General features: G+C 58.7%; 10 protein-coding genes, 2 pseudogenes and 1 other annotated feature. Of the genes and pseudogenes, 4 read left to right on the forward strand and 8 right to left on the reverse strand.

Annotated elements, in window-relative coordinates; translation table 11 throughout:
• Positions 1 to 34: 34 nt before the first annotated feature.
• From I6F37_RS37135 to I6F37_RS37155, 5 genes are all read right to left on the reverse strand, one after another.
• Positions 35 to 1285 carry a serine hydrolase gene (locus tag I6F37_RS37135; protein WP_225131221.1) on the reverse strand — a complete coding sequence of 417 codons (1251 nt, stop codon included), beginning with the start codon at positions 1283 to 1285 and terminating at the stop codon, positions 35 to 37.
• Between the two features lie 77 nt (positions 1286 to 1362).
• Positions 1363 to 2511 (reverse strand): RidA family protein, encoded by a 1149-nt coding sequence (locus tag I6F37_RS37140; RefSeq protein WP_225131222.1) that lies wholly within the window; start codon positions 2509 to 2511, stop codon positions 1363 to 1365.
• A gap of 1600 nt (positions 2512 to 4111) precedes the next feature.
• Positions 4112 to 4819, reverse strand: coding sequence for a hypothetical protein (locus I6F37_RS37145; RefSeq protein WP_225131223.1), 708 nt, complete (start codon positions 4817 to 4819; stop codon positions 4112 to 4114).
• Positions 4820 to 5531: 712 nt separating this feature from the next.
• On the reverse strand, positions 5532 to 6689 hold the full coding sequence (locus I6F37_RS37150) for a Xaa-Pro peptidase family protein (protein ID WP_225131224.1): 1158 nt from the start codon (positions 6687 to 6689) through the stop codon (positions 5532 to 5534).
• A 231-nt stretch (positions 6690 to 6920) separates the two neighbouring features.
• Positions 6921 to 8015 (reverse strand): DUF2817 domain-containing protein, encoded by a 1095-nt coding sequence (locus I6F37_RS37155; protein WP_225131225.1) that lies wholly within the window; start codon positions 8013 to 8015, stop codon positions 6921 to 6923.
• Positions 8016 to 8589: 574 nt separating this feature from the next.
• Here I6F37_RS37155 and istA point away from each other — a divergent pair.
• The 4 genes and pseudogenes from istA to I6F37_RS37175 form a co-directional block, all read left to right on the forward strand.
• The gene (istA, locus tag I6F37_RS37160) at positions 8590 to 9852 is read left to right on the forward strand and encodes an IS21 family transposase (protein WP_225131226.1); all 1263 of its coding nucleotides are present in this window, start codon (positions 8590 to 8592) and stop codon (positions 9850 to 9852) included.
• The gene (istB, locus tag I6F37_RS37165; protein WP_225131228.1) at positions 9849 to 10706 is read left to right on the forward strand and encodes an IS21-like element helper ATPase IstB; all 858 of its coding nucleotides are present in this window, start codon (positions 9849 to 9851) and stop codon (positions 10704 to 10706) included. The genes istA and istB overlap by 4 nt, the downstream gene beginning before the upstream one ends.
• 77 nt (positions 10707 to 10783) lie before the next feature.
• Positions 10784 to 11146 (forward strand): annotated as a pseudogene (locus I6F37_RS37170) (IS3 family transposase); the annotation flags it as partial.
• Positions 10983 to 11099: a sequence feature (AL1L pseudoknot), on the forward strand. (Overlaps the previous pseudogene by 117 nt.)
• Positions 11147 to 11153: 7 nt before the next feature.
• Positions 11154 to 11465: pseudogene (locus tag I6F37_RS37175) on the forward strand (transposase); the annotation flags it as partial.
• A 71-nt stretch (positions 11466 to 11536) separates the two neighbouring features.
• Here the strand turns inward: I6F37_RS37175 and I6F37_RS37180 are convergent.
• From I6F37_RS37180 to I6F37_RS37190, 3 genes are all read right to left on the reverse strand, one after another.
• Positions 11537 to 13312: an ABC transporter permease subunit gene (locus I6F37_RS37180; RefSeq protein WP_225131239.1), complete on the reverse strand. Its 1776-nt coding sequence runs from the start codon at positions 13310 to 13312 to the stop codon at positions 11537 to 11539.
• A gap of 39 nt (positions 13313 to 13351) precedes the next feature.
• Positions 13352 to 14401, reverse strand: a complete 1050-nt coding sequence (locus I6F37_RS37185; RefSeq protein WP_225131276.1) for an ABC transporter ATP-binding protein — start codon at positions 14399 to 14401, stop codon at positions 13352 to 13354.
• A 165-nt stretch (positions 14402 to 14566) separates the two neighbouring features.
• Positions 14567 to 15673 (reverse strand): ABC transporter substrate-binding protein, encoded by a 1107-nt coding sequence (locus tag I6F37_RS37190; RefSeq protein WP_225131241.1) that lies wholly within the window; start codon positions 15671 to 15673, stop codon positions 14567 to 14569.
• Positions 15674 to 16160: the final 487 nt, after the last annotated feature.

Consider the following 16160-nt stretch of genomic DNA (forward strand, 5'->3'; position numbering starts at 1 on the left):
GATTTGGCGAAATAGAAACGGCGCATCTTTGCAGCTATGTGCGCAGTAACCGCCCCAATGCCAGCATCTGAGGCAAAGTGATCGGGTCATTGGCGATACTCGATGCCACCGGGTGTGACGCGAATCGCGCGACCACCATCTCCGCCTTCGGCGCGACATAGAGGCGCTGGCCGTGGATGCCCTTGGCTTCGAAGGCGTCCAGCTCATTGTGGCTCACCCACCACATGCTCCGATACGAATAGCCTGGTAACCACGCGTAGTGGAATTTGTCCGGGTCATCGCCCTTTCGCACCTCGTGCACGACGGAGGCGGGAATGAGCTGCTTTCCGTGCCAGTCGCCTTCGCGACGCATGAGCTCGCCAAAGCGCGCGAGGTCGCGCAGGGTCGCGTTCAGCCCGCCGCCGACCAGCGGCGTGCCAACCGGGTCGACAAGGACGTAGCCATCCTCCTCGCAGCCCAGTGGCGCCCACAGGCGCTCGTGCAGCAGCTGTGCGAACGAGCGGCCGGTCACGCGCGCCATCACCCAAGCCATTACGTCCGTGTTGACGGTCTTATACGCGAACTCGTGGCCGTGTGCCCCCTCCTTCTTCATGGTGCGCAGGTAGTCGCATAATGTCCGCGGCCCGTCGTAACCGACCGGCCGTGGTCGCCCACCACAGGCGCGCGAATACGCCCGAACGCCGGAGCGCTCGTCGTCGTAGATCTCGGTGTATGCCAGACCAGTCTGCATATCCATCACCTGACGCAGCGTGGCATCACCCCAAGCAGTCCCCCGGAGCTCCGGTAGGTAATGTGGGATTGCCTTCCCATCATCGAGCACGCCCTCGTGGACGAGCGCGGCGGCGAGGGTACCAGCGTACGACTTCGTGACCGAGAAGCACGCATGCGCCAACTGTGGCTCGAGCGCCCCGAAGTAGCGCTCATACACAATGCGCCCGCGATGCAGCACCACGATGCCGTCGCAGTAGGTGTCGAACAGCGCCTCGTCGAAGCGGCGGGTGCGGCCGTCCTTATCGGCGAAGGTCAGCGCCTCAATGTTCGCGGCCTTGTCGCTGCGATCGAGCGGCGACGGCCCGCCCCGCCCGCGCCACACGTTGACACTCGCCGCAAGCTCGCGCCTATGCGACAGCGACCAACGGATCTGCGGGAAATCGAAAAACGTGCCGCTCTCGAATGTGATGCACTTGTCTGCTGGCGGCGGCGCACCGCGCATCCAGCAGAGTTCGCGCGGATCGGACGCGCGGCCATCGAGAAAGCGTTTTCCGTCGAATTCGAGAAAGCTCATCGACTACGTCCCTTCCAAAGCGTTTCGAGAAGGACACCCAATTCGAGTTCTCTCATAATCTCTCCCCCATTTGCAGATCAAAGTGCCGTCAACCTTGAGCGACGCCCCAAATCTCCACGGTAGTCTTGGGATTGTGCATCATTGGCTTCAGCACGAGCCGTCATAGGTGGAAGCGCTCCGCCCACGCAATCCGCGAGGGTCTTGGCGAAGGCAATCGTCTCGGTGAAGTAGCAGACCATGAGCTTCAGGTCCGCGAGTGACCGGCCGAACGCCCGCAGGAGGTTCTGGATATAACTCATGGTGACGCGGGTCTGCGGCATGAGCTGCCCCTCCATGACGGAGTGCCCCTTATTGCAGTAAGGCTCCGAGGGCACTTGGCCACCAAGCCACACGGTATTTCGCAACCGGATAGCTTGACGGCAAGGTGTGGGGTAGGTCCAGTCCCAAACGCGTGCGGGCCAATGGTCCTCGCGCGGGATGTATTTGTCGCAGCCGTTGCGCAGCTCGCGCATGGCCAGGACCTCGACCTTGGTCAAGGCGCCCTTTGGATTGAGCCGGTGGCAGGGGACCACGGTCCCGGCGGGACCCGGCTCGCGAAAATGACTCGCCCGCGCCTTGGAAAGCGGCGCCCATTGCTCGCGTGTGTTGCCGAAGTAGTAACCCTCCAGTTTGACGCAATCCTGAAAGGAGGCGCCGAGTGCGGCCAGTGTCTCCGCGTGTTTCTCTATGATGAAGTGGCTCTGAGCCACGCCGTCATCTGGCTGTCCCACCACGCCGTCTACATCCTCGGCTGCGCGGTTCGCAACGGCAATGAACTCGCCCGCGCAAGCCCCCAGGGACCGCTCGCTCACCGAATAGCGCTTGCCTCTGAGGCGGTACGGGGCGCGGGAGCGCTCGGACTTCGGGATGCGTCCGCCAGCCGCGCTGGGCAATAGCTTGAATTTGTATAGTTTGGCCGGAGAAGGGCTGCAAGGGCTCCGGGATCGTACTGATCGCTGGCATGGGTCCGCCTTAAAGAAACGGGCCAGCGCCGCAATCACCTCCCAATCGTCGCGTTCGGCGGTGTAGTGCGCCTTTAGCCGCACCACGTCGTCGAACGTGCAGGCTTCGCTAGCAAGTGCCTCTGCCAAGTTCGCCATCGTGCCTTCGATCTGCTTGTCGAAGTCATCCGGATTGCGAATCCGTCCCGCCGCGTCAAAATCACCTGCGCCGCCAACGAAACTCAATGCGCCTGCGCTACCCGACAAACAGTGGGTATGCGCAATTGGCAGAGTCCAGATGAGAGGCGCTCTCGTTACCATATATCTGCAACCGGTTTCGCCTGCGACGTTGACGCTTTGGCGAATTAGCTCGCCGTAGTAACAGCAGGTTACCTTCGTCCTCAACGTTGAAAAGACGTTTTCTTTAGCCTAGCAACTCGTTGAAAACTCAAGGTAGCGTTTCATAAATCGAACATCGCACTCGTTCACAAGCTTTGGCCTATCCGAAGATTGACGTGCCAGAATCCTCGACGGTCGTGGACTAACGGTCAGCCGATTTCGGCTAACCGTGACAAATCCTGAACATGGGAGTTCACTGTCATTGTTGCCCAAAGCTCTTGGCGGAAGTCTTCGGCTGAGGTCAGCGCTTGCCGTCTAAATCAGCAAACCAGAGCGGGATGAGGGTAGGTTGAAGGTTTTGGAATCCGAATCGGCTTTTCTGAATAATCGTGCTGGTGGGAAGAAGGCGAGCATGGTGGGCAAGCCTTTCCTCTGCATCTTCGCAAGCCTGTCGTGACCGCAATCGAGGGCGGGATGTCCCGCATTAGGCCGCCAAGCATCGGAACTGCGAACAGAACAGCAATCAGCTGGATCATTTAGTCGAGGAGACCGGCAGCGTCGCGCCGGGCCAGACGGACGGTCACAAGCCGAAGGCAAATTTGGGGAGACAACGGTCTAGCTGTCACAACGGATTAAGGACGTCGACACACCGAACGCGAGCTCGTTCGCGATCTTGCCGAACGCACCTGAACGCTACCACCTCTAGTTGCGGGCCTTCGCGCATGCTCAGGAGCCCAACGTCAGCGGCGTGGTGGCAAACGAACGCGAGCGCTTCCGCAGTCGCGTGGAGACGAGCTTAATAGACGAAGTATTGAGGTTGATCCTCGCCAAAACTCCGCGCAGTCGCTGAATGAACATGACTACGCGCCCGCGCTGATCGGAAGCCAACTCCGCAGCTTGCGATATTCGGCAATTGCCGCCTCTACGCGCCGGAGCCCCTCCGCACTGTCCGCTAAAGCGCAATACTCATCCTCATGCTCGGAATTTGGAGCACTGGCCTGGAAAAGTCGATAAAGTTCCGACTGGATTCTCAGTCCTCGCAATCGACCGTGATCCCAGGCAAACCCGTAGCAGTTGAAGCGCACGGCTCACGTGGCCCCTTCGTGAAGCTACCCTCGCAAGAACAACAGCGGTGTCGCCGACCCATTGGTAACCCTCTGGACCGTGCGCGCCGAAAACTACGACCAAAACCTATCAAGAATTGCTGCCTAGCTTCCAAATAGCAATCAGAAAAGTCGGTCCAGCCGTCTGCTTCGCAATGCAAACTCAGCGCCGCCCTATTTCACCTAATGGCTCAGTCAGGCGGCGACCGATCGTGAATGATCGGACCCGACGCACACGAGCGTTCCCCTCTAGTATTGGCAGATACAAGACCGGCGCTGCTAGCAAGCAGAAGGCCAGCGCAACGGGCCTACGACGCTCCCTATCCGGATGGCAGCCCGCTCAACTCGATTGGGCCGCCAGTGATGGCGCGGATTGCGGACTCAGCAACGTGACGCAAAGTCCCTTACAGGACGGAGGCCAACGTCATTCGGCAAAGGGTCGTAATATCGTAGACAGGCAGACCCGTTATCCGGCGGACCGCCGGCGCCGTCAGTGGCATTCCCGTGCACTCGAACAAAAATACCGCAATATCAGGATGTGAGTCCCGGAGTTGAGTGGTGCAGGCGACGACATCCCTTTCGATTTCCGCGATATCGGTCCGCGGCGGCGGTCGCATATTCTCATTTCGCACGAGTGAGCTGTTTTCGATTCCCCCTATGACCACCCTCGCCCGCGCAGCCGGGTCGTCGATCCCGAGCATGTCCTCGCTTAAGTGCTTCGGCTGAGCGACGACAACCGCGAGCTTAGCGGCGGCCGGCAATTGGCGGAGTAGAGCCGGCAGGAGCAGTAGGCTCGACGTAACGACCGGTACGTCCACCGCCGCGGCCACAGCCGCTTGATGTCGGATGAAGTAGCCACAGTTGGAGCTTATTGCAACAGCGCCCCTCTCGACTAAGCGCTTCGCCGCCGCCACGCAGGCAGGCTCCAGCTCTGGCGCGCCAGGAATAACGATATCAGCCCATGCACCAATAACTGTTTCTGAAATGATGGGAAGATCGAAAGTAGCTGAACTCATTAAGGAGCCGCGTAGCGGCGCTGGCGTGTTGGCATCGGTCGTCATTCCCCGTTCCAAATTCAGAATTCCGAGAGAGCGCGGGATTTGCAATGCCATTTATGACTCCGCTAACTTTATGACAGATGATTGCTTGAGCTTAGCGCGATCCTAAGCTGAAATCCCGCAATTTGTTCAGCTTCGCGCAGCAATTCCATGCTCGAACAATGGAAGTACATACTTTTCGCACGATTAGATCTGTTGCGGGAGCTCAGAGATCACCACGTTCGATGGTTGGACCGGATCGCTCAGCTGGCGATTCCGCGAAGCTGGCGGCGGAATGACCGCATAGCGGGGGCGATCGTTTTCAAGTCCCATCAATGCACCGACGCTCGGCGGCCGCGCGTGTTCTATTCGAGCAGGAGTGCGCCGACCAGAAGCGGGATGGCATTTGCCGAGCACCGCCACCTACGCTCAATCACGCCGCTCACGCGTTTGCGAGAAACGCAGCGAACTTGAACAATATTTGGCGCAGTGGATCGGCAATGCAGCATCATCGCGTTTCGCCGCATCGGCGTAGCGGAATCAACCTACGAGCACGACCGGTCCAGCTCGACAGGTTTCCACACCGAGACTGAGGGCCTCGAGTTGAAGCACCCATCTAGCGCACGCCTGGCTACGATTGCGCCGGGCATGCGCGTCTGCTTCGAGGGAGCACTACTAGCGACTGGCTAGTCCATCAGAGAAGAAGGCGGGAAGCATGGGGCTGCCCGCCGGTTGGTACCGCCGAGATGCTATACAGTCGCGGCGCTGACGGCTGCGTGCCAAGGTATTATGCGCGATACAGCGTATGTGGCGTACGGCTAAGCACCTCCGCGCCGCGTCCCGTTACCAATACGGTCTCGCTACAACCAATCATATAACCGTCCTCTCCAAGGAGAATCATTGGCATGTGAACGGTCATGTTGGCCTGAAGGATCTCGGTTGCGCCGGGCTCCAAGCTGATGTTGCCGCGTTCATTCCAGGGGGCGCCGGTTTGGTAACCCACCCGATGATTGAGCGCTTGCGGTCGACCAGAACGCTCGATCACTTTGCGCGCGGCGGTGTCCACTTCGCCAGCTGTCACGCCTGGCTTGATTACGGCGATCGCGGCTTCAAGTGCCTCTTCCGCCAACGCATGCAAGCGTTCCGACTCAGGGTGTCGGCCGAGTACAGCGCCGCGGACCAGTGCTCCGGCGTATCCTTGTTTTACACCGCCGAGTTCTACCATTGCAGGTTCGTTGTTACCCATTGGATGGCGTGTAAGCCTAGTATGTGGCAATTTCGTCCGCTCACCGAACCCGATTGAGACCAGCCTCACGTCCTCACCACCGGCTTTTCTGACTTCGCTCTGGATGGCTACGGCCATCTCCGTTTCGGTGATGCCTTCCCTAAGCGACTGCTGAAATGCACGCACCGCCACATCGGTCATAGTCATCGCATCGCGCATTGCACTGATTTCGAGGTCGCTTTTCACGGCCATCACCGACGGGACCAGACAAGAAGCATCGACGACGTTCATGTTCGGAAGGCGCGCCTGAAGTGCACTTACATCTGCAGGTGCAAGATTCCAACAGCCCAGTTCGAACCCGATTCTCTTGCCTGCCAGGCCCAGCTGGCGGAGAACATCGGCGCACACTCTGGCGAAGTCAGGCTGCTCCGTGTAACCAACAATCTCGTCGATACAGCTTTCGGCACGTACGCCATTGAGCTCGAACTCGCGCACGACATATGTTGGCGCTCTTCCTGGCACGAAGATCAGCGGAAACGGCATGAAGTACGCGCCCATCCCATCGTATCCGCTAAGATACTTGAGATGGCCGTGGGCAGTGACCACGAGCGCGTCAAGCTCAGCTCTGGCCACCGCTTCAAGCACATTCTTCTGCCGCCGCTCATACTCTGATTTCTGAAACGGGGCATTGGTGAAAGGAATTGCTTTAAGTGCGGTCATGGATCGTTCCTTTTAGTAACCACAGACGTTCATTCTAAGCTTGCGCTAGTCCGTCAACCACTCAACATCCGCCCCTTGCCTCGTAGTTCGGCATAGCGAAGCCATCGGATGGCCACTCCAGGAGTCTTTGCCAATCGCATGCTCGCTGAGGTCCAGCGATAGAAGTGAGCCGTCAGGGTCGGATGGGCACTTGACGCGAGACATCACTGGACTTGGCTTTTCGGCAAACAGCTAGTGTCCAGATGTACACCCCTCAAGTGCCTGTCGATGCACCAAGTGCGCTCTCCAAAGAACCATCTCGTTCCAATCCGGTTTTTGGGGATAAAAGTATTGCTTGGTGGCCCTCCGTATCTGCCGCCCGAGTTCCGAATCAATCGCGTCCGGTCTGTATCTGAACAGCCAGTGTTCATCACGCAGTATCGTCGAACCAGTGTAGGTTCCATATTCGAGGGCAACGTAGGTGTGACGATCGCCCAAAATCCGCTGCCAGTATTCGTCTTGCGTGCCGTGCAAGTTGACCGAGGAGGACGTTCCTAGATCGGGCAAGGTTACTGAGGGCCCGAAGATTTTTGCTGCTCGCTCGTACCCCCTTAACCCGGACGGTTGCTCGCATTGCAACTCCCCGTAGCCATAAGGACCGAGCCCGGTATGGTAATCGATGATGATGACATTATCGCGGGCTGCCACGTCAAAGTCGGCTACTATTTTCTCGAGGGTTCGTCGCGCTTCGGTAGGCTCGCTTCCGCCGTAAAACAGGCCACCGGGCCTGGTGTACTGACCACGCGACCTCGCTGAACGGTAAACCTCTTCCCCATGCAACTTGCGATATTCGGCTATCACAGCTTCAGCGCGCCGGAGCCCCTCCTCTGTTCTGTCCGCAGGAACGCAGTACTGATCCAACTCCTCATACTCGGGATTTGCAGGCGCCGGTTTTGAAAAGTCAATAAAGTTACGATTGAGGTCGCATCCCTCTGCAGTAGACCTGCGATCCCAGGCAAAGCCGTAGCAGTTCAGCGCATGGACGAAGAGCACAGCCGTCGAGGGCGGAAGCTCCTCGTGCAACTTTGCCTGCAAAAACAGCAGCTGCGCTGCCGAGCCATGGTAACCCTCTGGACCGTGCGTGCCGGAGACCAGGACCAAGAGCTTCTTTGCATCTGAGGGGCCGAAATATGCCGCATCGGTAAAGAGAGCCTCGCGAGATGGTCCCTTTGCACTGCACTGATACGCCTTCGACTTCGGTGCCGCTGACAAAAATTTCTGCCTGGCCTCCAGATAGGTGTCAGAGAAATTGACCGCAGCAATTTGCTTCACAACGTCAAAGTTCACGCCGCCTTACCTCCACAGTCAATTCGTCCGATGGGGACGAATTGTCCAAACTTACCGTGACCTATCCTGATTGACCGGGACGCGACCCACAGGGCCACCGCGGCGCAATTTCAAATCGGCGCATCGATCAGGTTGTCTACCCTTTAGTAAAGGCTATCGGGTCTCCAAGCCGAATTTCTGCAATGTAAAGCCTTATATTCCAGAAATTCTGCGGCCTACCGGGGACACGAAGCCTTTTCTACTCTAGGCGCTCTAAACAGACCAGACTGCGCTGAACCGGCCCGGGTTTGCCGGAGGCTCCACCTCCTGAGAGATGGAGCCATGACAAGCAGGACGACGAACAAGTTCTCACCCGAGGTCCGGGCCCGACGGGTCCGGATGGTTTTGGATCACGCCAGCGAGCATCCTGTCACTGGGCGGTGAATACTCCCCAAATATGGGCATCGAAAATTCCCTAGCTGGCATCCCAGCCTGAAGGGGCCGCGGCGCGGAGGCCCCACATACCGGAGCGCTGCGGCCCCTTCAGGCTTTCCGCATCCGATCCTGTCCCCGAAGTGATTCGGGGGCGGAACGGATGATCCAGCTTGGAGATCTCATCGTGATTTTGGACCTTCACCGTCAGGGCTTGTCGATCAGCGCGATTGCCCGGCGCACGGGGCGCGACCCGAAAACGATCCGCAAATACATTGCGCGGGGTCTCGAGCCACCCGCCTATGGCCCTCGGCCGGCTGGCCGGCCGAGCAAGCTCGCACCCTATCTCGACTATCTGCGAGAGCGCATCGCCGCCTTCCCGGACTTGAGTGCTGTCCGGCTGACCCGAGAGCTTCGGGAGCGCGGCTATACCGGCGCCTATACAGCCGTAAAGCGGTTCGCGGCGGCGATCCGTCCCGATAACGCACCTAAGCCCTTCGAAGTACGGTTCGAAACCCCGGCTGGCCAGCAAGCGCAAGTCGACTTTGCTCGCTTCGTGACCATCTTCACCGACGAGCCCGATGTGACACGGATCATTTGGCTGTTCTCGATGGTGCTCGGGCATTCGCGCTTCATCTTCGCCCGCTTCGTCATGCATCAGGACCTGCAGACGCTGCTGCGCTGCCACATGCAGGCTTTTGCGGTCATCGGCGGCGTGCCGATCGAGATCCTTTACGACCGCATGAAGACGGCCGTGACGGGCGAGGACGGCGATGGACACATCGTCTATAACCGGTCGCTGCTGGCGCTCGCACAACATTACGGCTTCCATCCGAGGGCCTGCCGGCCGTACCGCGCCAAGACCAAGGGCAAGGTCGAGCGTCCGTTCAGCTACATCCGGCAGGACTTCTTCCTCGCTCGCAGCTTTTGCAATCTCGACGATCTCAACACCCAGCTCGACGACTGGCTGGCCAACGTCGCCAACGTGCGCGTACACGGCACCACGCAGAAAGTCGTTGCCGAGGCGTTTGCCGCCGAGAGACCCGAGCTGCAGGCGTTGCCAGCGGGGCCGTTCGACGCGCTGCTCAAACTCGAGCGCCGTGTCAGCCACGACGGGCTCGTGTCGATTGGTGGCAACTATTACAGCGTCCCGGACCGCACGCGCCGCATTGTCGAGGTGCAGCAATTGCCCGATGTAATCCGCATTCTCGATCAAGGCGAAATCGTCGCCGTCCATCCCGTTCTGGAAGGCCGCCGGCGAACTCGCGTCGCACCCGAGCATCGCCAGGCGGTCAACCGGTCCAGGTCGCGACCTGGCGTGTCCGAAGCCCTCGTCGGTCGGGCCGGCGATCACATCCCACGACGGTCGCTCGAGTTTTACCAAGCTGTCGGCAAACGGCTCGCCCAATCGGGAGGCCGGCCATGACCATCCACACGCAGCCGGCAGCGATCGACAGCGTCAAGAAAAGCCTGGTCGCACTCAAGATGCCACGTGCGCTGGAAATACTGGACACCACGCTGCGGCGAATCGAACAGGGTGAGGTAACCTGGATTGAGGCGCTCGATCAGCTGCTTATCGAGGAGCTGACGCTGCGCGACAATCGCCGTGTCAGTACCGCGCTGAGAATGTCTCGTCTGACCACCGTCAAAACGCTCGCCGGCTTCGACTTCGCGTTCCAGCCCTCGCTCGATCGCAATCGCATCCTGGCGCTTGCCGAATTGAAGTTCATCGACCGCGCCGAGGTGGTCCATCTGCTTGGGCCGCCCGGCACCGGCAAGAGCCATCTCGCGACAGCACTCGCGGTCGAGGCCGTGAAGGCGGGAAAGAGCGTCGCGTTCGCCACGCTCGCCGACATCGTCACCACCCTCGCAAAAGCCGAACGCGAAGGCACTTTGCGCGAGCGCCTGCGGTTCCTCGCCCGCGCCTCCCTCCTTGTCGTCGACGAGATCGGTTACCTCCCGGTCGTGCCCGGCGGCGGCAATCTGTTCTTCCAGTTGGTCAACGCCCGCTATGAAAAGGGCGCGATGATCCTCACTTCGAACCGCGGCTTTGCTGAATGGGGCGAGGTCTTTGGTGATGCCGTCGTCGCCACAGCATTGCTTGATCGCCTGCTTCACCACTCCGTTGTTATCCAAATCGAGGGATCGAGCTATCGGCTCCGCCAGCACGCCGCCCTCGTCCCGGAAAACGTCCGCTCGCGCCCGCTCACAAACCCGCCGCAGCCCAAGCGCCGCGGCCGCCCGCCTGGAAGGACCAATGACGATCCCGATAGCGGCTGATCCCCGAACCACAATCGCCGTCACCTAGGGAAATTTGGAAGCCCATTCTCACGGAAAGTTCGCTGCCCGTTGACACGCATCCCTCGCGCTGGGCCGCGGTGACCTCGATTGCGGCCAAGTTTGGCTGTACGCCCCAGACGCTGCATGAGTGGGTCAAGAAAGCCGAGGTCGACAGCGGGCAGCGGGCCGGCGTTCCGCGCCGATACCGCCGAGAAGCTGCTAGCCGGGGGAGAACCGAGAGCTTCGGCAGGCCAACGAGATCCTGCGCAAGGCCACCGCTTATTTTGCGATGGCGGAGCTCGACCGCCGGTCCAAGCCATGATCGCCTTCATTGACGATCATCGAGGGGCGCATGGTGCCGAGCCGATCTGCAAGGTGTTGCCGATCGCCCCCCGACCTATCACGCCCATGTGGCCAAACGGCGCGATCCCGCCAAGCTGTCAACGCGGTGTCTCGTTGGACTTCTCACGGCCCGGCAAGCCAACCGACAACGCGTTCATCGAGGCCTTCAATGGGCGCTTCCGAGCCGAATGCCTCAACGCCCACTGCTTCCAGTCCCTTGCGGATGCCCAGGAAAACGTGGAGACTTGGCGCAGATAGCGTAACGAAGAACGGCCCCACGGGGCGATCGGCAATCGGCCGCCGATTTTGCTGCAAAACCACGTCGGCGCATCCAGCTCGCCAACGGGATCAGAGCGCAAAACTTTAGTTCTGGCTGCTCCAAACTTCGGTCTCGCTACAAGTGCGCCGAGGCCCTAACCGCCGCTGGATGAAAACTCAGTGGCGGGTCAGCGGGGAACAAGAGCGCCTTCAATCTTCAAACCTCAGGTTCAAGGCGTGGTCTCTTGGAGCGCGTTCGGAACTATCGTCCTCGACCTCCACCAAGTGATGTAGAGAACAATTAGCCAAGCTACAGGCAGAAGCATCAGCATCGATGCTATTGCCGCAATCGTCGGATCGATCTCATGGCGTATGTTTTCCCACATCTTCAATGGGAGAGTGCGGATCGCAAATCCGCTGACCAGAGACGTTTTGACAACCTCATCAAAAGAGTGAAGGAAGGCAAACAGGGCCCCGCCGATGACGCCTGGCCGGACCAGCGGCAGCGTCACTTTCGTAAAGGTCTGCAGCGGATTGGCCCGCATGCTCTTCGCCGCCAGCTCCAAGCGCCGGTCGAAATTTGCTAGCGTCGCTGAGACGATTACGACGACATAGGCTGTAGCACCGATGCTATGTGTCAGGACGATGCCGACTTGTGTGCCGATGAGGCCAAGCTTGAGCAAGCCGAGGTACGCGGCGATGCCGACAATGATGCTCGGAATGGTAATGGGAGTGAGGAGCGCCATTGTCGAGATACTACGTAGCGTCGAAGAGGCGCGACTAAGGCCATAGGCTGCAAGCGTACCAACAACAGTCGAGAGAAGGGCGACGGCGATACCGATCTGGATGCTGGTCCATGCAGCGTCGGTCCAGGACGGATTGTCAAAGAAGCTTTGGTACCAATGGAGCGAAAGGGCTGCCGGCGGAAATTGTAGTGATGGTCCTGCGCTAAACGACATGACGATGACGACAAGGCTCGGAAAGAGCAGGTAGAACATGACAAGCGCGACGAAAGACGCACCAATTATCCTCCATAGATGCTTGCTGCCAACGGCTTGGTAGAGCGTAGCCGCCCAACGCTTTGCCCGATACAGGGTAGCAAGCTCTTCGAAGTAGCGGATCGACGGACTGAATGAGGGTAGCCAATTCTGCTGCGGAGACTTCCATCTTTTTGTCGCGGCTCGACCTTGAGCACCAGAAAGGTCCAGCCCAAAAATGGCAAGCATGACCACGGCAAGCCCCAGGAGGATGAAAGCTGAGGCGGCAATACGCCCCAAGTCCAGAGAGGTTTCGACCTGAGTTGCAATGAAAGTCGATAGCATGGCGTCGCCCAACCCGCCCAGGGCGGCGGGCGTTATATAGAAGCCAAGACAGAGGACGAAGACCAGCAGCGAGCCGCTGCGGACGCCCGGCAGACTAAGCGGAAAGAATACGCGCCAGAAAGCGGCAAACGGATGGGCACCCATGCTACGGGCAGCGGCAGTGAGGGACTTATCAATGCCTAGCATGACACTGACCAGAGGGAGAACCATGACAGGAAGCATGATGTGGACCATGCCGATGTAGACAGCCATGCGGTTGTAGATGAGCGATATGGGGCTAGAGATGAGTCCGAGGTCGAGCAGTAGATTGTTGATCAAGCCGCCATCGCCAAGAATTATGATCCACGCGTAGGTGCGCACCAGAAAGCTGGTAAGATAGGGAATGACCACGAGCGCGAGAAGTACCGTACGCAAGCCCTTCGAGGCAGCTGCGATTAGATAAGCCATCGGATAGCCAATGATTACGCACATGGACGTAGCCACGACGCTTACCTCGACGGTCTGCAGGAGCACGCGCACATTCGCCCCGCGACTGAAGAACGCCTCGTAGTTGGCAAGCGAGAAGGCCGGCGCATTGAGGCTGGTCAGAAATAGCAGAACGGCCGGTATACCAAAAACCGCGAGCAAAATGGCAAAAGCCGGAACGGTAAGCGCAATGGTTATCTGGCCAAGCTTGTGGAGCATGTTGATTAGCCTTATTCTCTTGTCGTATTCGCTCTGGTCCTAGGCTCTGACGAACCGTACATCGGAGCGAAGCCATTCAAGCCGCGCCTCTTCGCCCGGCTGGAGAGCCCGTCGCCCCGATGCAACGTGCTCGCGCACGACAAGCACTGTGCTAGCGACGCGCACATGGTATTTCCTCAGCGGGCCAGCATAGATCATGTTGTCCACGGTTCCCTTGACGGACTGACACTGGTCCGCATCGACGCGCTTCGGCGCGTCAAGTGGGGCGACGCAGATTCGCTCTGGCCGAATCATAGGAATAGTGCCCTCCGGCTGCGGGGCGTCGGATTCGATCATAAAACCAGCCTTATCAAGGATATTCGCCTCGCCCAGAAACTTCGCCACGAACTTCGTGGTGGGCCGGTCGTAGATGGCCTCCGGCGTGTCAGTTTGCTCGATCCGACCGGCTTGCATGACAACGACACGGTCCGACAGCGTCAACGCCTCGTCTTGATCGTGCGTAACGCAGACAGTAGTGATGCCAAACTCTTTGTGCAGGCTCTTGATTTCGGTCTGCATTTGCTCGCGCAGGTTGCGATCAAGCGCGCCGAGCGGCTCGTCGAGCAGAAGAATCGGTGGATCGGCTATCAGCGCGCGAGCAAGTGCCACTCGCTGTTGCTGCCCCCCGCTCAGTTGCGACGGCATACGGTTGTCCAATCCATTGAGATGCACACGCGCTAGAATCCGATCGACGCGCTTTGCCCTCTCGGCAACTATCACGCCGCGCATTTCGAGCGGAAATTCAAGATTTCGGCGCACGGTGAGGTGCGGGAACAGCGCGTAGCTCTGGAAGACAATACCCTGATCGCGTCGGTAGGAAGGAACAGCGGCGACGGATTTTCCAGCGATAAAGATGTTGCCCTGATTTGGTGTCTGAAAGCCAGCGAGCAGCATTAGGGCTGTCGTCTTGCCCGAGCCGCTAGGACCAAGAATTGTCAGGAACTCGCCGCGGCGAACGCTCAATGAGAGGTCCTTGACTGCGGTAACTGATCCGTACGTCTTCGTGACGTTCCGAAATTCGATCTGAGCGAAGTGCACGTCTTTCTCCATCGCTTCATTGCCGGCAATGGGAACGAGAGGCGCATTCGCCGGCCCATCAACTAGATCTTGATTGTCGAAACGGTTAGGCATGCTGGCTCCATCAACATGGAAAGCGGCATAGCGATCGACGAGGTCCGTCGTCGCCATGCCACATAGCCTCAAAGAGATCCAGAATTAGCTAAGGATCCACTCGTTCCAGCGTTCGCGGAGCCTGTCGGAATTGGTTTTCCCGTCGGCCCCTCGCTCGCTGTACCACTTCCCGTTCATGACGATGCCACTGGCCAAGTAGTCAGGATGGCTAGGAAGCTTACGGGCAAGCTCCTCAGGCAGGAGCTTGAATGCGTTCCGATTGGTAGGACCTTCCGGCCAAAGCTTTGCCAAAGCAGCCTGGCGCTCGGCGCGGGTAGCGAATTCAATAAACTTTTGAGCCTTCGCGGCATTGGGGCTGCCCTTTGGGATGACCCAACTGTCCCACTGCAGCTTGGATTGACTACGGTTCATCTCCATAGGCGCGCCCCGGGAAATCACCACACCCGTTCGTCCGCTATAGGATTGCATAAGGTCGGCTGCCTTATCTGTCATAATCTGCTGAATCTCGGAGCCGACAGTCCACCATTTCCGAATGTGCGGTTTGATTTTATCCAGACTGGCGAAAACGCGATTTATGTCCATGGGATAGATCTTGTCCGGAGCTACGCCATCCGCCAGCAGCGCCTCCTCCCAAGGCCCCTCACCCCCATATCGACCTGAGACCAAGGTCCGTACGCCAGGAAATGTCTTGGTATCCCAGAACTCAGCCCACGTGTTCGGTCGCGGTTTTCCCGCTGGATACTTCTCGGTATTGTAAACCATCACGTAGGAAAAGATCAGTTGCCCTACCCCAAACGGGTGTTTGACAAAATCAAAGAGGCCATCCACCTCCTCCTTCTTAAAGCTGGAATAGTCGATTGGCTCGAGCAAACCTTTCTCGCCACCAATGATGGTAGCGCCCTGAGTCATGGGAGCAACGTCAACCGTCACGTTTTTGTTGGTCACCATAAGCTCGAGCTGCGCAGAGCTAATTTGGTCGGTGATCGGGACTACCTTGATCCCGGTCTCCGCCTCGAATGGCTTCACAAAACACTCAATGTATGTCTTCGCTATGTCCCCACCATAGACCACGACCCGCAGCTCGTCCGTTGTCGCCGCCACGGGACTGCCGGCGATCGAATTCATGGCGCCTGCCAAGACGGCGGAAGAGCCGGCTTGCAGGACGCGTCTGCGATTCATCAATAGACTCATGCTTCGCTCCCTTAGTGTGATTGCGTGACGTTCGGAATTTGAATCATTTTTGTTGCGTGAATATTAGGAGTGTTCAGAGCCGATTTTCTTCAATGTAGAGGCTTATTCAGCTGGAAACGCCCATTGATTTGCACGATTGCGACGCTTTTAGGCTTTCGCCCCTGCTTCACGGAAGCAAGGCACCGGTATCTCGCCATCCGAAGCCGCTCAGTGGCCGTTAGGAATTCCATAAGAGCTCTTCCTTGCCACCGCTATCGAGCAACGTGAGCTTTCTAGTCATGAACGCTGCAGGTAGTGACTGCCACCCCACTCACGCTCGCTGCGGCCGGATCATAGCGAATCATCTCCTTTCCTGAGCGTCGTGGTCACGCGTATTTTGTTTCCTCCATTCCTCGAGTCACCTCCGGCCGACTCAAAGCGCCGAGCGCGCGGGTCTTTGAACCGGCCCGGGTTTGCCGGAGGCCATTTGGTTTAAGTTATGCTGCCC

It is taken from the genome of Bradyrhizobium sp. NBAIM08 (assembly GCF_020193935.1).
GTDB classification, from domain to species: Bacteria; Pseudomonadota; Alphaproteobacteria; order Rhizobiales; family Xanthobacteraceae; genus Bradyrhizobium; species Bradyrhizobium yuanmingense.